Here is a 17,008-nt window from a genome sequence, read left to right as displayed (position 1 = left end):
GGGTTCAATTCGACATGTCCTGCCAAGAGTTCCTGCGAGGTTGGGTTCCGAAGGGGGGCCTGGTGATCTTACGAGAAGGAGGCGTCCACTAGATCCGGCATCAGATAACCTCCGCGAAAGGTCTCGCCATTCTCGAGCGCAGTGACGATGACTTCCGCCGGGCTGAACAGATGCGGGTCGATGGCATAGAAATCTCCCTTGAAGCGGCTGAATATCTCGGCGAAGGGCTTGCCGTGATCGCGGGAGGCCGGGCTCGGCAACGCCTCGGCCAGGGACTTGGCGGCCTGGGCAGGGCCGGACACGAACAGATGCACGCGCCCGCCATAGATGATGGCATCATTGGTGCGTCCCATGGCGCGCACGAAATCCGGCGTGGGTGGCGCCAAAGGCGCCGTGCCCAGCCCATCGACGATGTCGGTGAGCGGAAAGCCGAGGCTGTGGGCCTTGTGCAGGGCGACCTCGAGCACCCGGCTGACGACCTGGGTCGCCCCGGCCAGGCTCTGGGTCGGCGCATAGATGAAGGTCAGGGCGTCGGGCGCCAGCCGCGTCGCCTCCGCGACATTGCGCACCACGGCCTCCGGCGGCGGCGAGGCCGTTTCCAGGATCAGGACGGCGCTGTCGGCCTCGTCGCTGTAGCCCAGTTCCACGAAGAGTGGCTCCACCCGCGCCGCGGCACGCCCCGGCCCCGATCCCAGGGCAAAATAGGCTTCCTTGCCGGCTCCGGCGCGCAGGCTCCAGCCGGCATACTGACAGCCGAGGCAGGCCAATACCGGATTGGTCGTCTGCACATTGACGGAAAAGGGCCAGCGCTCGACCGGTCCGGTGGGCGCGATCGTCACCCGGCCGAGGCCCGCCAGGCAGATCTCGGCAATCCGGCGGCCGGCTTCGATGGAACCGGGGACATCGGCACCGGCATCGATGAAGCGACACCCGCCTGGCCCCACGCCAACCGTCAGCCGCAGGCCCGCGGCATCGGCGACGAGATTGTCGACCAGCGGTCTAGCCAGCGCATTGACGCTCGGGAGCTGCGGGAAAATCGTCACGCGGGAACTCTCTCTTGTTGAACGAGACGTGCAATTTCAGATGCCCGCGCGTCGAGCAGGTTGCGGACGGTGGCGATATCCAGTCCCGTGGCGGCTACCGTGCAGATCGGCGCGCCAGCCCTGATCGCACTGCCGCGCTCCGGCCGGTCCATCACGAAAGCGGGCCAGGCAACGTCAGGCACCTCGGCGATGGTGCTGTCGGCATAGACGATCATGGTGCCGGCGGCCTCCTCGGGAGGCGCCTCGGCCTCGCCCAGTTCGCCCATGCTCGCGCGGCAATGACGTTCGAATAGCGGCGTCGGGCGCCGATCGAGACAGTCAAGGGTGGCGCCCGGCCGCGGATTGATCTCCAGGAGCCACCAGCGGTCCGGCGCCACCAGCAGGTCGGCGCTGGCGAGACCCCGCAACCCGGTGGCGGCCACGATCCGGCCTATCGCGACCTCGATCTCCCGATCGACCGCAGCCGGTCCGCCCGGTTCGATCGCGCCGCCATAACGCCAGCCAGCGCCCCGGCCCGGCGAAGGCCATTGGCGCGTGAGGGCGACCGTCCGTGCCTGGCGGCCATCGGCGAGGAAAGCGATGGAAACCGGCTCCCCCTCCACCGCCCGCTGCAGATAATTCCCAGGCGCCAGCCTGTTCATGCGGGCCTTGCGGATGTGCCCCCCGCCCGAGCCGCCACGACGCTTGGACAGCCATCCCACGGATGACGCCACGGGCTCCAGCCGGATCTGGGGATGGCCGATGCCGAGCTCTGCCAGCATGCGCGCAAAGCCCGCGGGATTCTTCAACTGTGCCACCGTTTGAGCGCTGGCACCGATCAGGCCGAAACGCTCGTCGATGGCCTGGATCAAGGCGGGGCTCGCCTCGAAACCACTGCCCAGCACGACACCGAAAGGCGAATCGGCGCTGGCAAGAGCCAATTCCTCCAGCGCATCGAGAACGGCGGCTCCGGCAACCCCCACACCGAACCGGCCTCGGACCTGGCGATAGCCGGCAGCCAAGGTTCTCATGTCACTGTCACCGAAGAGGTCGACGACCAGCGGCCTGTAGCCCGCGCGACGGGCGGCGGCGGCAAGGCCGCGGCCCGATTGTGCGGCGATCAGGACGCAGGCGCCCTCACCCTGCGATCTCGAGGGCAAGCTTGTAAGCATCGCGAAAATCCAGGCTGATCGGCTTGTCAGTCGCCAGGAGGCGGCTGAAAAGGCCGAGTTCGGTCTTGTATTTGACGTTTCCGATGGCGAGTGCGCCGACCGCCAGCGCCTTTGCATTTCCGAAGGGTTCGCCATTGGCCATGACACCAACACCCTCCACCCCCGCCGGCGGGACGGCATTGACGTCGGCCGCGACCAGCAGCCCCGGCACGGAATCGAGATCGGCGGCGGAAAGGATGTTGACGCCGGCGGGCCCGCTGGACAGGACGATTTCGGCACCTGCGACCGCCGCCCGACGAGCCTCGGGCGTGCTGCCATCGGCATAGCCGATATCGACGCCGAAGCGCTGCTTGATGCCGGCGGCAATATCGGCGACGCGCCTGGTACCGTCATGGCCCGCCAGCACCGCCTGGGCACCCTCGAGCGCGACCAGCACGCCGGCGCAATAGGCAACGACACCGGTCCCGCCGAAGATTACGACCTTGCGCCCGGCCAATTCGCCACCATGCCTGTCCCTGAGCACGGCCTTGACCTTGGCGACCATGGCGGCACCGGTGGTGAAGGACCCTGCGGGGTCTGTGAACAGGTTGAGGGCAAAGGGCGGCACGAAAGCCTTTTTCGCGGCATCGAGCATGTCGAGGGCAAGGGCGCCATTCTTGCCGCCGATGAAGATCGACGTGCGGCTGCCATCGCCCGGCGCCCGTGAGAAAATGGCGTCCTGCACCAGCGGCCGGATCTCCTCCAGCGTCACGCCAGTGTAGGGAATGACGACATCGAACCCCGCATCGACAGCCATGTTGATGTCGAAGGGGCTCATATGCTTGAGCGGCGAGAGCATATGCAGGATCGATCGGGCCATCAGGACGCAAGCCTCCTCTTGAGCGTGGTGTCTCGGTTGACCCCCGTGTGCTCAATCCTAACTTGGGCACCCTGGTTACGGCCGCGCACGATATCCAGATGGATGCCGGGTGGCAGTCCGTCCGCCTTGAGAGCGGCAACCAATCTGCGGGCCTCGCCCTCGGAGCCGATGATGGCAAAGCCTGTCGGGCCCCAGGAACTCTGGCCGATGCCGGCTACGCCGCGCTGCTCGCAAGCCGTCAACACCTTGGTGACGGAAGGACTGGTGAAGCGACCGCCTTGCGCCGACGCGAAATGATCACCCACCACGCGCTGCAATTCGGCCACGCCGGCCCCAAAGGCCTCGACATCCCGGTCCGCCACGGCCGGCAGGATGCGCATCAGGGCGAGCCGGCACAAATGAGCGGCCGCCTCCGCTGGAAAGGGCGGCAATTGCCGGAAGGCGCTGACCTCTGCTTCGCCATGCAGGCCATGGGTGGACGTGTCGAAGATCAGCAGCACCCGCCAGGCATCGGGAAAAGGCAGGCGGGTAAGAATCGGAGGCGCTCTATCGTCCTCGCCGCGTCCGCCGTCGAGAATGAGGCCGCCCCGCTCGAACGTGGCCAGGCCGGCTGAAGAACGATTGCCCCTGTCGAGCGCCTCTGCGGCATCGCGCGCCCGAAAGGGCCGCCCTCGCAACCGGGCGAGACCTGCCGCCACCGCCAGGGCGATCTGCGTACCCGAACCGAGGCCGGCATGGGGGATGATACTGTGACGCAGCCGGAAATGGCCGCGCGGCTCCACATTGAGATGGAGTGCGGCCGCCTCGGCATAGCGCAATACCCTCTCGGCCTCCTCGCCCTCGGCAATCAAGCGCTCGGCGTCCGACACCATCAGATCCACCGCAGGCCGGCTCACCGCGAGGCCGAGACTGCCGAAGCGGCGGCCGAGGCCCCCGTTCAGATCGAGAAAACCGAGATGAAGCCGGGCACAGGCCTTCACGCGAATCGATGCGGGATTTGCCGGTGAGGCGGTTTCAAATCCGGGTAAGGTCGTTCCCTTGTGCTGATACATCGGCTCGGCCTCCCCAATAGGAAAATATCATAACAAATAAACATCGTTGGCAACGCAGCGATTTCTTAGAAATAGTCCATATTATTCTTATAAATTTGCCAGAGAGCGCTGAGGTACTTGGCCGAACGCTGAGGTGGTTGTTAGCTATAGCGAAAATGAAAGGCAGGAGACGGCATTCGGATGCGAGCCTGGATCGAAGGCCAGCCAGTTGATCAGCACGAGGCCGTCGTCGCGGCGGCGAGGATTCTGCGCGAGGCTCGCACTCCCCTCATCGGCGGACTGGCCGGAGATGTCGACGCGGTGCGCGCCGCCTATCGGCTCGCCTTCCATATCGGTGCTTCCCTCGATTGCGCGGGCTCGGACGCGCTGTATGCCGATCTCGGCGCGCTCGCCGCTCACGGCGCCATGACCACGACCTGGGCCGAAGCGCGCAACCGCGCCGACCTGCTCCTGATAGTGGGGCGCAAGGTCGGCGCCCATCCCCTGCTCGCCGAACTCGTGGTGGCTCCCGCGCCCCTGGCCGGTGTCGCCAAGCGCGACGTCGTCGGCCTGGACGTCGAGCAAGCCAACCTGCCGGGGCAGCTCGCCTTGCTGCGCGCGCTGGCGGCCGGCCACCTGCCATCCGGTCCCGAGACGACGGCGCTGGAGGCCGTCGCCGACAGGGCCAAAGCTGCCCGTTTCGGGGTCGCCGTCTATGATCCCCAGGAACTGGGCGAGCCAGCCGTCGGCATGCTGCAAGGCTTGATCAAGGATCTCAATGACAAGAACCGCTTTTCCAGCCTGCCGCTCGGGGTGCCGGCCACGGCGCGGCTAGCCCTGTCGGTAGGCAGCTGGACGACCGGCGACGCGCCGCGCGTCGGGCTGGGACGCGGCTATCCAGAGCACGATCTCTGGCGCTTCGACGCGCGACGCCTGATGGCAGACGGTGAGGCTGACGCGGTCTTATGGCTCGATGCCCTGGCCAATACCGAAGCGGCGCCGACAAACCTTCCATGCATCGCGCTATCGGGACGCCCCGATGGAGCGCAGGCCCGCATCGTGATCGAGGTCGACGTTCCAGGAGAGGCCGGCGCAGCCGTCTGCTTCGACGAGCGCCGCGCCACCCTCACCGCCATCGGAACCGGCACCGCCTCGCGAAACACCCGTGCGGCCGAGATCCTCGACGCCATCCAGGCCGCGATCGGCGAGAAGGGGCAGGCATCATGCTGACACGCATCGCAGGCGGGCGCATCGTCGACCCCGTTTCCGGCCGAGACGGCAAGGCGGATCTGTGGATCCAGGACGAGCGCATCGTCGAAAAGCCGGTACAGGCCGTCGCCGACACCGTTATCGACGCGCGCGGCTGCGTGGTGATGGCTGGGGGCATCGACGTCCATTCGCATATTGCCGGCGGCAACGTGACCCTGGCACGCTTGCTGCTGCCCGAACTCCATGTCAGCGAAACCGCCGGCGACCCGGCTTTGCCCTTTTCGACGGCCCGCTGGTCGGCCTTCGAGACCGGACGCCTCTACGCGCGCATGGGATATACAACGGTGATCGAGCCGGCACTGGCGCCCAGCGCCGCACTGGCAACCCATCTCGAGCTCGACGACATTCCCCTCATCGACCGTGGCGCCCTCAGCGTGCTCGGCAATGATGATCAGTTGCTCTCCTTGCTCCGGCGCAAGGAGGGCGCCCAGGCAGTGCGCGACTTGACGGCGTTGACGCTGGCGACGTCGCGCGGGCTCGGGGTGAAGGTCATCAATGCCGGCGGGGCGGCCGCCTTCAAGCAGAATGTCCGCGCCTTCGGGCTCGACGACGAGGTGCCGAGCTATGGCCTGACCTCGCGCCAGATCCTCCTGGCCCTGCTCGACGCGACCATGGCCATCGGCGTGCCGCACCCGCTGCATGTCCACTGCAACAATCTCGGCCTGCCCGGCGCCGTCGATACGCTGGTCGCCACCATGCAGGCAGCGGAAGGCCGGCCCGTTCATTTCGCCCACGCCCAGTTCTATAGCTATGCCCGACACGAGAGCGGCGGGATCGCCTCCGCCGCCGCCGAGGTCTGCGAGGCCCTGGCGGCAAATCCCAACGCGACCATCGATGTCGGCCAGGTGGTGTTCGGCCAGACCTGTACGATATCGCTCGACATTCTCCGGCAATTCTCCAGCCGCAAGGCCGGCCGGCCGCGCAAATGGATCCTGGTCGATGGCGACGCCGAGGGCGGCGGCATCGTGCCCTACCGCTATCGCCGAAACTCGGACATCAATGCCCTGCAGTTCGCCATCGGCCTCGAACTTTTCCTGCTTTCGCCGGATCCCTGGCGTGTGCTGCTCACCACCGACCATCCCAATGGTGGCCCGTTCACCGCCTATCCCCGCCTCATTCATCTGCTCATGGACAAGGCGGAACGGGACCGGACCCTGGCGAGCCTGCCGGATATCGTGCGTGAGCGCAGCGGCCTTACCGCGATCGAGCGCGAATACACCCTGACGGAGGTGGCAATCATGACCCGCGCCGCCCCGGCACGCCTGCTCGGGCTGGCGGATCGCGGCCATCTCAAGCCCGGCGCACGGGCGGACGTAGCTGTCTACCGCGAGGATGCCGACCGCACTGCCATGTTCGCCTCGGCCGAGCTCGTGCTCAAGGACGGCGCGGTTGTGGTGCGCAAAGGCGAGCCGCTGGGATGGCGCGCCGGCCGCACCCTGACGCTGGCGCCACAGTTCGACCCGGCCATGCAGCGTCACGCCGATCGCTATCTCGAGGAGCGCTTCGGTGCCGGCCTGGAAAGCTTTGCCGTACCTCTGGAGGCCTTCGGCGAAAGAAACGTTTTCGAGGTCGAGCCATGTCTGACCTAACACTCAGCTCTGACCCAACACGCAGCTCCGACCTGACGCTCAACGGCATCGCCATCGACGATACCTTTGCCGAAGCCTTCGGCATGGCCGCGACGGCAATCGTGTTGACGGCCGATACGCCGCGCTGGGCCGAGATTGCGGCAGCGAGCCTGACGGGCTTCGCCACTTCGGTGATCGGCTGCGGCATCGAGGCCGGCATCGACCGCAGCCTCTCGCCGGAGGAGACTCCGGACGGCAGGCCGGGCCTGCGCGTTCTTTTGTTCGGCTTCGACGCCGACGGGCTCGGCAAGCAGCTCGCGCGGCGTGTCGGCCAATGCGTGCTGACCAGCCCCGGCTCGGCCTGCTATGCCGGCTCCGAGGGCGCGCGGCGTCTCAAGCTGGGCGCCAATATCCGCTATTTCGGCGATGGCTACGAGACGGCCAAGCGTGTCGGTGGCCATCGCTATTGGCGGGTGCCGGTGATGGACGGCGAATTCGTCTGCGAACACGATACCGGCCTCGTCGAGGGCGCAGTCGGTGGCGGCAATCTCTTGTTCCTCGGCCGCGACCAGGCAGGCACGCTGGCGGTGGCCGAGGCCGCCGCCAGGGCAGCATCGGCGGTATCGGACGTGATCCTGCCTTTTCCCGGCGGTATCGTGCGCTCCGGCTCCAAGGTCGGCGGGCGCACCAAGGGCATGATCGCCTCGACCAACGATCCCTATTGTCCGACGCTGAAGGGCCGCAGTCGCGCGGCCCTGGCGCCCGAAATCGGAGCGGTGCTCGAAATCGTCATCGACGGATTTTCGGCCGAGGCCGTGCGGGCCTCGATGCGAGAGGGCCTGCATGCGGCCGTCCAAGTAGGCCCGCAGAACGGCCTGGTGCGTGTCACCGCCGGCAATTACGGCGGCAAGCTCGGCAAATATCACTTTCATCTGCGCGAGTTGCTGACATGAGTGCCCTCATTTTTCGCCTGCGCGAAGCCCCGCCCGAACGCCTCGACCTGTCGGGCCTGGTGCCGCATCGCATCGGTGCGCTTTCCATCGCGGAGATCGAGAGACTGCCGATCGGCACCTCGCGGCGGGGCGTCGCCGTGGCCGATATCTTCGCCGTCGAGGAAGGCGAACGCACCGATATTCGCTTCCAGGGCGGATCGACGCGATTCGACCTTGTGGGTGCCGGCCTCGAATCCGGCCGCCTCGTGGTGGAAGGCGATGTCGGCCAGCGACTCGGCCAGGCGATGCGGGGCGGCACGATCGAGATCTCCGGCAATGCCGGCCCGTTTGCCGCAAGCGCCGCGACGGCAGGACTTGTCCGCATCGCCGGCCACGTCGGTGAACGTGCCGGCGGTGCGATCCATGGTGCGATGCATGGCCTTGACGGCGCCATCCTCGTGATCGAAGGCGACGCGGGCGACAGGCTCGGCGAGCGCATGCGGCGAGGACTGATTCTCATCGGTGGACGAGCGGGCGATTACGCTGGCTCGGGCCTGATAGCCGGGACTATCGTGGCCCAGGGTATTGGCGACAATCCCGGTTATGGCATGCGGCGCGGCACCATCATCGCCTCCACGCATGGCGCCCTGCTGCCGAGCTTCGTGCCAACGGGCCGGCACCGTCTCGTGGTCGCCCAACTGCTTCGCCGCGCCGTGGCGGCAATCAGGCCTCAATCGGCCGAGATCATCTGTGAGCAAACCGAGCGCCTGGCCGGCGACCTTGCCACCCTCGGCAAGGGCGAAATCCTGATGCCGGTGTCATGAGCCGGCCCGATGAAGCCGAGGACCTTGGCGCTACCTCCCCGGAGGTAGGCCGCATGTGCAGCTTGATTGAAACCGCGAACGAGAACAGGCTTATTGTCTCCATCTGCACGAGAGGCGGCCCAAGAGGCAAGCGATGTGGATTCTCATGACAGTCTGCCTGATGGGCGCGCCCGACAACTGCCGCGAGGAGCGCATCAGTTGGTCCATGGAAACACGCGACAGCATGGCCTGCCTGCTGCATGCACAGGAAACCATCGCCCAGTGGCAATCCACGCATCGCCAATGGAAAGTACGCAACTGGCGCTGCGTCACCAAGCGCGACCTGTCCACCGACATCTGAAAACAGGGTACTGCCGCAAAACGCTCCAGGACTTTGGGGCCCGCAGCCTTGCGTCGGTGCCTCGGCTGGGCAAGTGTGCATACGCAACCGACTGCAAATGGTCGGAACATTTCTGGTTCATGGCGGCATGGGATCGATCCGAGGCTCCCTCTCCTTCCTGATCGCCGGTGCCGCCATGCTGACGCTGCTGGCGGCGGCCGGTCTGTTGTTCGCGGTGCGCACCTCCGATTTCGCCGTCGAGCGGCTCACCGTGTCGCAACGCCGGCTCGACCTGCTTGCCGAGGCCTCTGGACGCCTCACCGACTATGCCTTCGCCGCCATCGACAGCGCCCAGGCCGCGGCGCCGAGCCGCCTGCGCCTGACCGCCTTGAAGAGCCAGATCGACACCGTGCTGAATTCGGCCGGTGCCGATCCCTGGCAGGGCGAAGCCGTGCCCGGCCGCACCGAGCCGCCGGAGCGCATGCTGGCTCTGCTGCGTGCGGATGTTGCCGGCCTGGATGCAGCTATCGCCGGCGGACTCGAGCAGGTGGATGCGGCCGCGCGCAGCGATACCATTCGCGGAGCCCTCAACGGCTTCGGCCTGAGTGCCGGCCCGAGGCTGTCCGCTCTGGTGGAGGCCGAGCGCCAAGCCGTCAAGCTGGCACGCGAGGATATCGCCCGTACTTCGCAGCGCCTCACCATTGCTGCCATTGCTGCCGCGATCCTGGCCATTCTCATCGCGATCCTGCTGCACCAGCGGATCACCCGACCGCTGCTGCGGCGTATCAGCGCCATCGACGATGCCGCCATCGCCATCGGCCGCGGCAAGCTCGATATCAGGCTCGCCATCGGAGCCCGCGACGAGCTCGGCCTGCTGGTGGCCCGTTTCAACCGCATGGCGGCCTCGCTGGCCCGGCGCGAAGATAGATTGTCGCTGGACAGAGCCGCGCTCGAACGCACCGTGGCCGAGCGAACGGCCGATCTCACCACCGCCAATGAGAGGCTGGCAGGCATCGACCGCTCGCGCCGGCGTTTCTTTGCCGATGTCAGCCATGAGCTGCGCACGCCGTTGACCGTGGTTCTGGGCGAATGCGACATTGCCCTGCGCGCGCCCTCCATTGCCCCCGAAGAAGTCCGCACCACCTTCGCCATCATCCGCCAGCGCGCCTTCCGCCTGCATCGGCGGGTCGAGGACATGCTGCGCGTCGCGCGCTCGGAAAGCGGCGAGATCACCCTCGATTTCCGCCGCATCGACCTGGCGCGCCTGCTGGCAGACGCCGTCGAGAGCTATGCACCCGTGGCGCGGCGCCACCAGCTCGAGATTGCGCTCGCTCTCCCCGAGGCACCAGGCGACATCGTCGCGGATGGCGACTGGATCCGCCAGGTGGTCGAAGGCCTGATCGACAATGCGGTCCGCCATGCCAAGGGGGCCACGCGCATAGAGGTGCGCTTGGAGGATGCATCCGACGCCGCCAGCATCTTCGTCAGCGACGATGGCTGCGGCATCCCGGCCCAGGCACGCGAGCAGATGTTCGAGCGTTTCGTCAGCCGCGACAGCGGCGCCGCCTCAGGCTTCGGCATCGGCCTCGCTTTGGCACAGTGGGTTATCACGCGACATCATGGCAGCATCGTTATAGCATCGGATCCAAAGATCGAGCGCGGCACGCGGGTGGCGATCACACTGCCCCGAGCCGCCGAGGGGAATACGCACACAGGATTTACATCATGAATGTATTGCTCGTCGAAGACGATGTTGACATCGGTTCGATGCTCAGCCGCGGCCTGAAGGTGGAAGGGTTCGACGTCACCACGGTGGAGCGGGCGGACCAGGCCCTCGACACCGCCCGGGATATCAATCCCTGCGCGGTGGTGCTCGACATGATTCTACCCGACGGCTCGGGGCTCGACGTTTGCCGCGCCTTGCGCGAGACCGGTTATACTGGGCCGATCCTGTTTGTCAGCGCCAAGGACGAGGTGCAGGACAGGGTGGACGGCCTCACGGCCGGAGCGGACGATTACATCGTCAAGCCCTTCCAGTTCGACGAACTGGTGGCGCGGCTTCGCACCCACCTGCTGCATCGCTCCGGCACCGCTGAAGAGCATGAGCGCCTGATCGTCGGACGTCTCGTGCTCGACCACGAGACGCGGCAGGCCCATTATGGCACCGTACATGTGCGCCTGACCCAGCGTGAGGCTGAACTGCTCGCCTTGCTGATGCAAAGCGCCAACCATCCCGTCTCACGCGGCGAGATCTTCGACCGCCTCTGGGCCACGCAAGGCGGCGTCTCGCTCAATGTCGTCGACGTCTATGTCGGCTATCTCCGGACCAAATTCGCCGATATCACCCGCGTCGGCGGCCCCTTGATCGGCACGGTACGCGGCCGCGGTTTCATGCTCGACATGGCCGGCAACCGCTCGGGACGCTGACGAGGCAGCACGGGCGGGCGAGGGGATTTTAAGAGCGCGACGTGCAGCCGCTCCGCCGGAGGCGACTGCCGAGCCCGGAGGGCGATGACATGGATCTATTTTTCGGTGACATTGCCCTTTGCATCGACGGCGACTCCGGCCTCGCCATAAATACCTCGCTCAATTAGAGCCATTGCGTTCGAATCCGTCTCGGCCTGCCAAAATTTGACGACACCCGCCAGAGCCATTTTTGCCGCATCGCTCTGCGCGGGCGGGCAAGCCCGTCCGGCGCTGTTGGCTGCTTCCTTCGATCGGGCGGCGGCGATCATATCGTCAATGTCGAGATCGACCCCGGTGCAGCGAGCCATGGTTGCGAATGTGCCGTATACCCGGGCGATGCCGCGATAGGCTTGTTCCGCAAAATCCCGCTTCCCGCATCGCTCGATGAATGCCGTGAAAATGACGGCCTCCTGGATATTGAGGCTGGTGGTCGGCAAAATACAGCTCTTGCCCTCCCGAGCGGGATGGGAGCCCAATTCCCCACAAATGGAAAAAAGAATGCGTTGTTGTATGGCCTGCGATACTTGGCAAATTGGAGCCGCCATCGTGTAGCTCGGCAAGATCGCCAAGATGATTGCAGCAGCAATAGCACTCCCAAAATGGCGCATGTCTCACCTAAGGTTTTCGACACCAAAGTAGCTTGGACATTATTCGAGTCCGATACCACATATTTGGATATGATGTCGCTGTCTCCAACAGATCGAATCCATTCCCGTGCGGGAGGCGGCATGGCCAAAAACCGGCTGGATGCCAGCGCCCCCAGGGAGCGCCGATCGGAATGCTGCCCGCTCCTACTCTCTTCAAACGAGGCCCGTGCAATCCCGCACCTATTTTCACTTGCGGTATTGATGGAAGACGTGGATAGTGTTGTTGGTAATGATCTTGGCAACATCCAAGATTAATACTTATAAATTCCTTATGAAAAAGCTCACAACCCAAGCAACGGAGGAATTGAAATGCGCTGGACCAAACCTGAAATCATCGAGTTTTGCGTGGGAATGGAAGTGACGGGCTATATGTCCGACGAGGATCTGCCGCCGGAGTTCTGAACTGAACCGGCGACAGTAACGGAACCGGAGCCATGCAAGCAGACTTGCATGCCGTCGTTCTGGGGGCGGCAGCCGGAGGTGGCGTTCCGCAATGGAATTGCGGCTGTCCGGTTTGCCGTCTGGCCTGGGCTGGCGATAATCGGGTCCGGCCCCGCACCCAGTCGAGCATCGCCGTTTCGGCGAATGGGGCAGACTGGCTCTTGCTGAATGCCTCGCCCGATATCCGCCAGCAGATCCTGGCGGTGCCCGCGCTCCAGCCCAAGGAATTTCCGCGCCATTCGCCGATTGCGGCGGTCCTGTTGACCAATGGCGATGTCGACCATGTCGCCGGCCTGCTGGGGCTGCGCGAACGCCAGGCCTTCACGCTCTACGGCACGGCCGAAACGCTGGACAGCCTGGCCGACAACCGGGTGTTCGACGTGCTGGCGCGCGATGTCGTGCGGCGCCTGGCCGTGCTACCCGGCCAGGGCTTCGAAGCCGTGCCGGGCCTGACCGTGACGTTGGTGCCGGTCCCGGGAAAATTGCCGCTCTGGCGCGAGGATGAGCCGATGCGTCTGGGCGAGGAAAGCGAAGCGACGGTCGGGGCGATCCTGGCGAGCGGCTCCAGGCGGATCGCCTACATACCGGGCTGCGCCGCCGTGCCACCCTGGCTGCGCGAAACCATCGCCGATGCCGATCTGTTGTTGTTCGACGGCACGCTCTGGGAGGACGATGAGATGATCCGGCATGGCGTGGGCACCAAGACGGGGCGACGCATGGGCCATATGCCGATAGCCGGCCCCGATGGTTCGATGGCTGCCCTCGCCGGCCTGCAGGTGCGACAGCGGGTCTTCATCCATCTCAACAATACCAACCCGGTGCTGGTGGAAGGCTCGCCCGAACGGCGAGCGGTCGAGACAGCCGGCTGGCAGGTCGCCCATGACGGCATGGTGTTTCGCCTATGACCAAGCTCCTTTCGCCCTCCGCCTTGGAAGCCGCGCTGCGCGACATCGGCCATCGGCGCTATCACAATCTCCATCCTTTCCACGCCGCCCTGCATGGCGGGCGCCTCAGCCGGGACCAGGTGCGCGCCTGGGCCCTCAACCGCTACTTCTACCAGGCCATGATCCCGGTGAAGGACGCCACCCTCCTCGCCCGCATGCAGGAGGCGGCCCTGCGCCGGATCTGGCGCCAGCGCATCGTCGACCATGACGGCACCTCCGACGGCGATGGCGGGCTGGAGCGCTGGTTGAAACTGACCGACAGCCTCGACTTCCCGCGCGACTATGTGGTCTCTACCCGCGGCCTGCTGCCGGCGACGCGCTTTGCCGTGCAGGCCTATGTCGATTTCGTGCGCGACCGTTCGCTGCTGGAGGCAATCGCCTCCTCCCTGACCGAGATGTTCGCGCCCACCATCATCTCCGAGCGCATCGCCGGCATGCTGGCCAGTTACGACTTCATCTCGCCCCAGGCTCTCGCCTATTTCGACAAGCGCCTGTCGCAAGCGCCTCGCGATGCCGATTTCGCGCTCGACTACGTCAAGCAGCACGCCACCACCATCGAGCTGCAACAAGCCGTCCTGGCTGCCCTCGCCTTCAAATGCGATGTGCTGTGGGCGCAGCTCGATGCGCTGCAGCATGCCTATGTGACGCCCGGCCTACCGCCGCCCGGCGCTTGGATTCCGGGCATGGAGCTGGCGTCATGAGTGCGCTCTCGCCCCAGGACGTGCCGCGCCTGCCGCGCGGCGTCAGGCTTCGCTTCGACACGGTCCGCGACAAGCACATGCTGCTGGCACCCGAACGCGCCTTCGGCCTCGATGCGGTGGCGGCGAGCGTGGTGGAACTGGTGGACGGGCAGCGCAACGTCGGCGAAATCTGCGATCTGCTCGCCGAGCGCTATGGCGAGGCGCGCGAGGTGATCGAGGGTGACGTCATCGCCATGCTCGACGACCTTCTCATCAAGCGGGTGATCGAGCGATGACGAGCGGCGCCCGCATTCCCAATCCCATCGGCCTGTTGGCCGAACTCACGCATCGCTGCCCGCTGCGCTGTCCCTACTGCTCGAACCCGCTCGAACTCGATCACCGCGCGCAGGAATTGGACACGGCGACATGGAAGCGCGTGTTCGGCGAAGCAGCCGCGCTGGGCGTGCTGCATGTGCACCTGTCTGGCGGCGAGCCGACCACCCGGCCCGACATCGTGGAACTGACGGCCCATTGCGCCGAGCTCGGCCTCTACACCAACCTGATCACGGCCGGCGTCGGGGCAGCGGATAGCCGGCTCGACGCCCTGGCCGAGGCCGGCCTCGATCATGTGCAGCTCTCCATCCAGGCGGCCGCAGCTGAGACAGCCGAGCGCATTGGCGGCCTTGCCGGTGCGCATGCCAGGAAACGGGAATTCGCCCGGCACGTGGTGGCGCTGGATCTGCCGCTGACGGTAAATGCGGTCGTTCACCGCGCCAATATTGGCGAGGTCGGCGACATCATCGATCTCGCCGTCGAGATGCAGGCCAAGCGCGTTGAAATCGCTCACACCCAATATTATGGCTGGGCCCAGCGCAATCGTGCCGCCCTGATGCCGACACGCGCGCAGGCAGACGCCTCGATCGCCCTGGTGGAGGAGGCGCGCGAGCGGCTGAAGGGCCGCATCGTCATCGACCTCGTCGTGCCCGACTATTATTCTGCCTATCCCAAGCCATGCAGCGGCGGCTGGGCGCGGCGCACCTTCAATGTGACACCCTCCGGCAAGATCCTGCCCTGCCATGCCGCCGAAACCATCCCCCATCTCGAGTTCTGGTCGGTTCGCGAGCACACGCTGGCGGAAACCTGGCAGTCCTCGCCGGCCTTCAATGCCTATCGCGGCACCGATTGGATGCCCGATCCCTGCCGCAGCTGCGAACGGCGGGAGCGCGACTGGGGCGGCTGCCGCTGCCAGGCCCTCGCGCTGACCGGCGATGCCGGCGCAACCGATCCAGCCTGCCACAAATCGCCCTGGCACGACCGCATGCAGGCCCTGGCCGCATCCGAGTCGGCCGTTTCCTCGCCACCGGCCTATGACTACCGCGTCATGACGGCTGCGCCGAGCCACGCGGAGGGACAACCGGCATGAACAGCTATTTCCATCGCAGCCCGAGGCGACCATGCCTGGTGGGCTTGATCTTCCTCGCCCTCGCCGGCATGGCCCATGCCGCCCCCGCGATACCGGATGCCGCCACCTTGCTGTTCGAGGAACCTCAGCTCGACAAGACCAGTGCCAACCAGGTGCTGACCTACGCCTATCATCGCAAGAGTGCCGACGACAAACTTTATGGGGCCTCTTTCGAGGACACGATCCGCCTCACCCTCGACAAGGGTGAGACACCGCAAACCCGCACGGTGAAAGTCCAGCTGTTCAGCGGCGCCAACCGGCGCGCCGCCGGGCCTTTCGAGAACATGAGCGGCAACCCGGTGCTGAGCCTCTTCCTGGAGCATCACATCGGCGTGCTCGCCGAAAGCTACCGGGCCAATCCGCGCTATTTCAAGACGGCAATCCGTGTTGCCCTGCGCGACAAGGCCGAGGTCAAGCCCGCCGAAATTCCGTTCGAGGGCCGCGCCCTCCCCGGCTGGCGCGTCACGATCCAGCCCTTCAGCGACGATCCGAACAAGGCCCGGCTCAACGGATTGGACACGCTACGCTACGAATTCCTGGTGGCGAGGGATCTGCCGGGCGAGATCGCCCGTATCGAGGTCTCGGCACCGGGAAAGAACAGCCCGCTGCTTGACGAAGGGATTTCCTATGAGGCCAAGCCCGACTGACACACTTCTGGCACTCCTTGTGCTGGCAGCCGCAGCTGCTCCCGCTTTTGGCGCGGAGGTCGAGAACGACTATCCGACCAACGCACGGGTCGACTATGTGATCGGCTGCATGGCCGCCAATGGCGAGAGCCGGGAGGCCATGGAGCGCTGCACCTGCTCGATCGACGTGATCGCCTCCATCCTGCCCTATGACGGCTATGAGAGGGCCGAAACCATCCTGGCCATGCGGCAGGGCGTCGGCCAGCAATCCGCCATCTTCCGCAGCACCAAGCAGTTCGACGATGTCGTCGCCAATCTCAGGCGCACCCAGGCCGAGGCCGAGATCCGCTGCTTCAAATAGAGCTGTATGCGAGTTCAGCCGTTCAACGTCGGATAATCCCAATCATGCTGAAGATGGCTTCGGGCCCGTGCGAGGGTCTCGGCATGATCATGCTTGAACGGAGCGACGAGCTGTTTCTCGAGGCTACCCAGAAGCCTGTGAAGGACTACGCATTCGGCGGTGCTTTCAAAACATGAGCCCGCCGGCGTGGCGCCGGTCTTCGGATCGCACCAGCGCGAAAGAAGCTCGAACAAGACGACGGCCTCGTTCGCATCGAGACCGATTTCAAGATGATCCTGCGTCTCGACGTTGCCGGCCATTGTTTGATCACATCACGTGTTTCGGTGACGCTTCTTCTAAGACCAGGTCGCAGGGAAAGCTACTCGATGTAGGATCGCAGGCATCC

At 65.6% G+C, this 17,008-nt stretch carries 18 protein-coding genes and 1 pseudogene; 13 read left to right on the top strand and 6 right to left on the bottom strand.

Annotation, left to right across the window (positions count from 1 at the left end; genetic code table 11):
* Positions 1 to 68 precede the first annotated feature (68 nt).
* Genes mch through ACN6KF_RS27225 form a run of 4 tightly spaced genes read right to left on the bottom strand, consistent with a single transcriptional unit; the run spans position 69 to position 4,105 of the window.
* Entirely contained in the window at positions 69 to 1,043 is a 975-nt protein-coding gene (gene mch / locus ACN6KF_RS27240) for a methenyltetrahydromethanopterin cyclohydrolase (protein WP_434960046.1), read from the bottom strand.
* Complete coding sequence (locus tag ACN6KF_RS27235; protein ID WP_434960045.1) at positions 1,040 to 2,194, bottom strand: ATP-grasp domain-containing protein; 1,155 nt, start codon at positions 2,192 to 2,194, stop codon at positions 1,040 to 1,042. The genes mch and ACN6KF_RS27235 overlap by 4 nt, the downstream gene beginning before the upstream one ends.
* Positions 2,160 to 3,053: an NAD(P)-dependent methylenetetrahydromethanopterin dehydrogenase gene (locus ACN6KF_RS27230; RefSeq protein WP_434960044.1), complete on the bottom strand. Its 894-nt coding sequence runs from the start codon at positions 3,051 to 3,053 to the stop codon at positions 2,160 to 2,162. Before ACN6KF_RS27230 ends, ACN6KF_RS27235 begins: the two co-directional genes overlap by 35 nt.
* Entirely contained in the window at positions 3,053 to 4,105 is a 1,053-nt protein-coding gene (locus ACN6KF_RS27225) for a beta-ribofuranosylaminobenzene 5'-phosphate synthase family protein (protein WP_434960043.1), read from the bottom strand. Before ACN6KF_RS27225 ends, ACN6KF_RS27230 begins: the two co-directional genes overlap by 1 nt.
* Positions 4,106 to 4,285: 180 nt before the next feature.
* Here ACN6KF_RS27225 and ACN6KF_RS27220 point away from each other — a divergent pair, with 180 nt between their 5' ends.
* The 7 genes from ACN6KF_RS27220 (at position 4,286) to ACN6KF_RS27190 (ending at position 11,423) form a co-directional block, all read left to right on the top strand.
* Positions 4,286 to 5,314 carry a formyltransferase gene (locus ACN6KF_RS27220; protein WP_434960042.1) on the top strand — a complete coding sequence of 343 codons (1,029 nt, stop codon included), beginning with the start codon at positions 4,286 to 4,288 and terminating at the stop codon, positions 5,312 to 5,314.
* The gene (locus tag ACN6KF_RS27215; RefSeq protein WP_434960041.1) at positions 5,308 to 6,942 is read left to right on the top strand and encodes a formylmethanofuran dehydrogenase subunit A; all 1,635 of its coding nucleotides are present in this window, start codon (positions 5,308 to 5,310) and stop codon (positions 6,940 to 6,942) included. Before ACN6KF_RS27220 ends, ACN6KF_RS27215 begins: the two co-directional genes overlap by 7 nt.
* Positions 6,930 to 7,874 carry a formylmethanofuran--tetrahydromethanopterin N-formyltransferase gene (gene fhcD, locus ACN6KF_RS27210; protein WP_434960040.1) on the top strand — a complete coding sequence of 315 codons (945 nt, stop codon included), beginning with the start codon at positions 6,930 to 6,932 and terminating at the stop codon, positions 7,872 to 7,874. The genes ACN6KF_RS27215 and fhcD overlap by 13 nt, the downstream gene beginning before the upstream one ends.
* On the top strand, positions 7,871 to 8,677 hold the full coding sequence (locus ACN6KF_RS27205) for a formylmethanofuran dehydrogenase subunit C (RefSeq protein WP_434960039.1): 807 nt from the start codon (positions 7,871 to 7,873) through the stop codon (positions 8,675 to 8,677). Before fhcD ends, ACN6KF_RS27205 begins: the two co-directional genes overlap by 4 nt.
* Before the next feature lie 133 nt (positions 8,678 to 8,810).
* Positions 8,811 to 9,017: a hypothetical protein gene (locus ACN6KF_RS27200; protein WP_434960038.1), complete on the top strand. Its 207-nt coding sequence runs from the start codon at positions 8,811 to 8,813 to the stop codon at positions 9,015 to 9,017.
* A gap of 97 nt (positions 9,018 to 9,114) precedes the next feature.
* A complete protein-coding gene (locus tag ACN6KF_RS27195; protein ID WP_434960037.1) occupies positions 9,115 to 10,725 on the top strand; it encodes a sensor histidine kinase in 1,611 nt (536 codons plus the stop codon).
* Positions 10,722 to 11,423: a response regulator transcription factor gene (locus ACN6KF_RS27190; RefSeq protein WP_434960036.1), complete on the top strand. Its 702-nt coding sequence runs from the start codon at positions 10,722 to 10,724 to the stop codon at positions 11,421 to 11,423. The genes ACN6KF_RS27195 and ACN6KF_RS27190 overlap by 4 nt, the downstream gene beginning before the upstream one ends.
* 95 nt (positions 11,424 to 11,518) lie before the next feature.
* Here ACN6KF_RS27190 and ACN6KF_RS27185 read toward each other — a convergent pair whose 3' ends face one another.
* Complete coding sequence (locus tag ACN6KF_RS27185; protein WP_434960035.1) at positions 11,519 to 12,070, bottom strand: hypothetical protein; 552 nt, start codon at positions 12,068 to 12,070, stop codon at positions 11,519 to 11,521.
* A 348-nt stretch (positions 12,071 to 12,418) separates the two neighbouring features.
* Between ACN6KF_RS27185 and pqqA the strand changes: the two genes are divergently transcribed.
* The 6 genes and pseudogenes from pqqA to ACN6KF_RS27155 all read left to right on the top strand — a co-directional run bounded on the left by pqqA (position 12,419) and on the right by ACN6KF_RS27155 (position 16,623).
* Positions 12,419 to 12,511, top strand: a complete 93-nt coding sequence (gene pqqA, locus ACN6KF_RS27180; RefSeq protein WP_068288997.1) for a pyrroloquinoline quinone precursor peptide PqqA — start codon at positions 12,419 to 12,421, stop codon at positions 12,509 to 12,511.
* 44 nt (positions 12,512 to 12,555) lie between these two features.
* Positions 12,556 to 13,455 (top strand): pyrroloquinoline quinone biosynthesis protein PqqB, encoded by a 900-nt coding sequence (pqqB, locus tag ACN6KF_RS27175; protein WP_434961314.1) that lies wholly within the window; start codon positions 12,556 to 12,558, stop codon positions 13,453 to 13,455.
* Positions 13,452 to 14,470 (top strand): annotated as a pseudogene (gene pqqC, locus ACN6KF_RS27170) (pyrroloquinoline-quinone synthase PqqC). The gene pqqB and the pseudogene pqqC overlap by 4 nt, the downstream one beginning before the upstream one ends.
* Complete coding sequence (gene pqqE, locus ACN6KF_RS27165; RefSeq protein ID WP_434960034.1) at positions 14,467 to 15,597, top strand: pyrroloquinoline quinone biosynthesis protein PqqE; 1,131 nt, start codon at positions 14,467 to 14,469, stop codon at positions 15,595 to 15,597. Before pqqC ends, pqqE begins: the two are co-directional and overlap by 4 nt.
* Positions 15,594 to 16,283 (top strand): hypothetical protein, encoded by a 690-nt coding sequence (locus ACN6KF_RS27160; RefSeq protein WP_434960033.1) that lies wholly within the window; start codon positions 15,594 to 15,596, stop codon positions 16,281 to 16,283. Before pqqE ends, ACN6KF_RS27160 begins: the two co-directional genes overlap by 4 nt.
* Positions 16,264 to 16,623: a hypothetical protein gene (locus tag ACN6KF_RS27155; protein WP_434960032.1), complete on the top strand. Its 360-nt coding sequence runs from the start codon at positions 16,264 to 16,266 to the stop codon at positions 16,621 to 16,623. The genes ACN6KF_RS27160 and ACN6KF_RS27155 overlap by 20 nt, the downstream gene beginning before the upstream one ends.
* A gap of 14 nt (positions 16,624 to 16,637) precedes the next feature.
* Here the strand turns inward: ACN6KF_RS27155 and ACN6KF_RS27150 are convergent, their stop codons facing one another.
* Entirely contained in the window at positions 16,638 to 16,922 is a 285-nt protein-coding gene (locus tag ACN6KF_RS27150; RefSeq protein WP_434960031.1) for a hypothetical protein, read from the bottom strand.
* Positions 16,923 to 17,008 lie beyond the last annotated feature (86 nt).

Origin of the sequence: Labrys methylaminiphilus subsp. lupini, assembly GCF_051161885.1 — a bacterium.
In the GTDB taxonomy this organism is placed as follows: domain Bacteria; phylum Pseudomonadota; class Alphaproteobacteria; order Rhizobiales; family Labraceae; genus Labrys.
This window is presented reverse-complemented; position numbering and strand designations above follow the sequence as displayed.

What these genes read in the sequence shown, in the direction of transcription:
- ACN6KF_RS27195 (WP_434960037.1), top strand. Translation starts at nt 9,115, where the DNA reads ATGGTCGGAACATTTCTGGTTCATGGCGGCATGGGATCGATCCGAGGC.
- ACN6KF_RS27190 (WP_434960036.1), top strand. Translation starts at nt 10,722, where the DNA reads ATGAATGTATTGCTCGTCGAAGACGATGTTGACATCGGTTCGATGCTC.
- ACN6KF_RS27230 (WP_434960044.1), bottom strand. Translation starts at nt 3,053, where the DNA reads ATGGCCCGATCGATCCTGCATATGCTCTCGCCGCTCAAGCATATGAGC.
- ACN6KF_RS27220 (WP_434960042.1), top strand. Translation starts at nt 4,286, where the DNA reads ATGCGAGCCTGGATCGAAGGCCAGCCAGTTGATCAGCACGAGGCCGTC.
- ACN6KF_RS27185 (WP_434960035.1), bottom strand. Translation starts at nt 12,070, where the DNA reads ATGCGCCATTTTGGGAGTGCTATTGCTGCTGCAATCATCTTGGCGATC.
- ACN6KF_RS27215 (WP_434960041.1), top strand. Translation starts at nt 5,308, where the DNA reads ATGCTGACACGCATCGCAGGCGGGCGCATCGTCGACCCCGTTTCCGGC.
- ACN6KF_RS27150 (WP_434960031.1), bottom strand. Translation starts at nt 16,922, where the DNA reads ATGGCCGGCAACGTCGAGACGCAGGATCATCTTGAAATCGGTCTCGAT.
- ACN6KF_RS27235 (WP_434960045.1), bottom strand. Translation starts at nt 2,194, where the DNA reads ATGCTTACAAGCTTGCCCTCGAGATCGCAGGGTGAGGGCGCCTGCGTC.
- ACN6KF_RS27160 (WP_434960033.1), top strand. Translation starts at nt 15,594, where the DNA reads ATGAACAGCTATTTCCATCGCAGCCCGAGGCGACCATGCCTGGTGGGC.
- pqqA (WP_068288997.1), top strand. Translation starts at nt 12,419, where the DNA reads ATGCGCTGGACCAAACCTGAAATCATCGAGTTTTGCGTGGGAATGGAA.
- ACN6KF_RS27155 (WP_434960032.1), top strand. Translation starts at nt 16,264, where the DNA reads ATGAGGCCAAGCCCGACTGACACACTTCTGGCACTCCTTGTGCTGGCA.
- fhcD (WP_434960040.1), top strand. Translation starts at nt 6,930, where the DNA reads ATGTCTGACCTAACACTCAGCTCTGACCCAACACGCAGCTCCGACCTG.
- ACN6KF_RS27205 (WP_434960039.1), top strand. Translation starts at nt 7,871, where the DNA reads ATGAGTGCCCTCATTTTTCGCCTGCGCGAAGCCCCGCCCGAACGCCTC.
- pqqE (WP_434960034.1), top strand. Translation starts at nt 14,467, where the DNA reads ATGACGAGCGGCGCCCGCATTCCCAATCCCATCGGCCTGTTGGCCGAA.
- ACN6KF_RS27200 (WP_434960038.1), top strand. Translation starts at nt 8,811, where the DNA reads ATGTGGATTCTCATGACAGTCTGCCTGATGGGCGCGCCCGACAACTGC.
- ACN6KF_RS27225 (WP_434960043.1), bottom strand. Translation starts at nt 4,105, where the DNA reads ATGTATCAGCACAAGGGAACGACCTTACCCGGATTTGAAACCGCCTCA.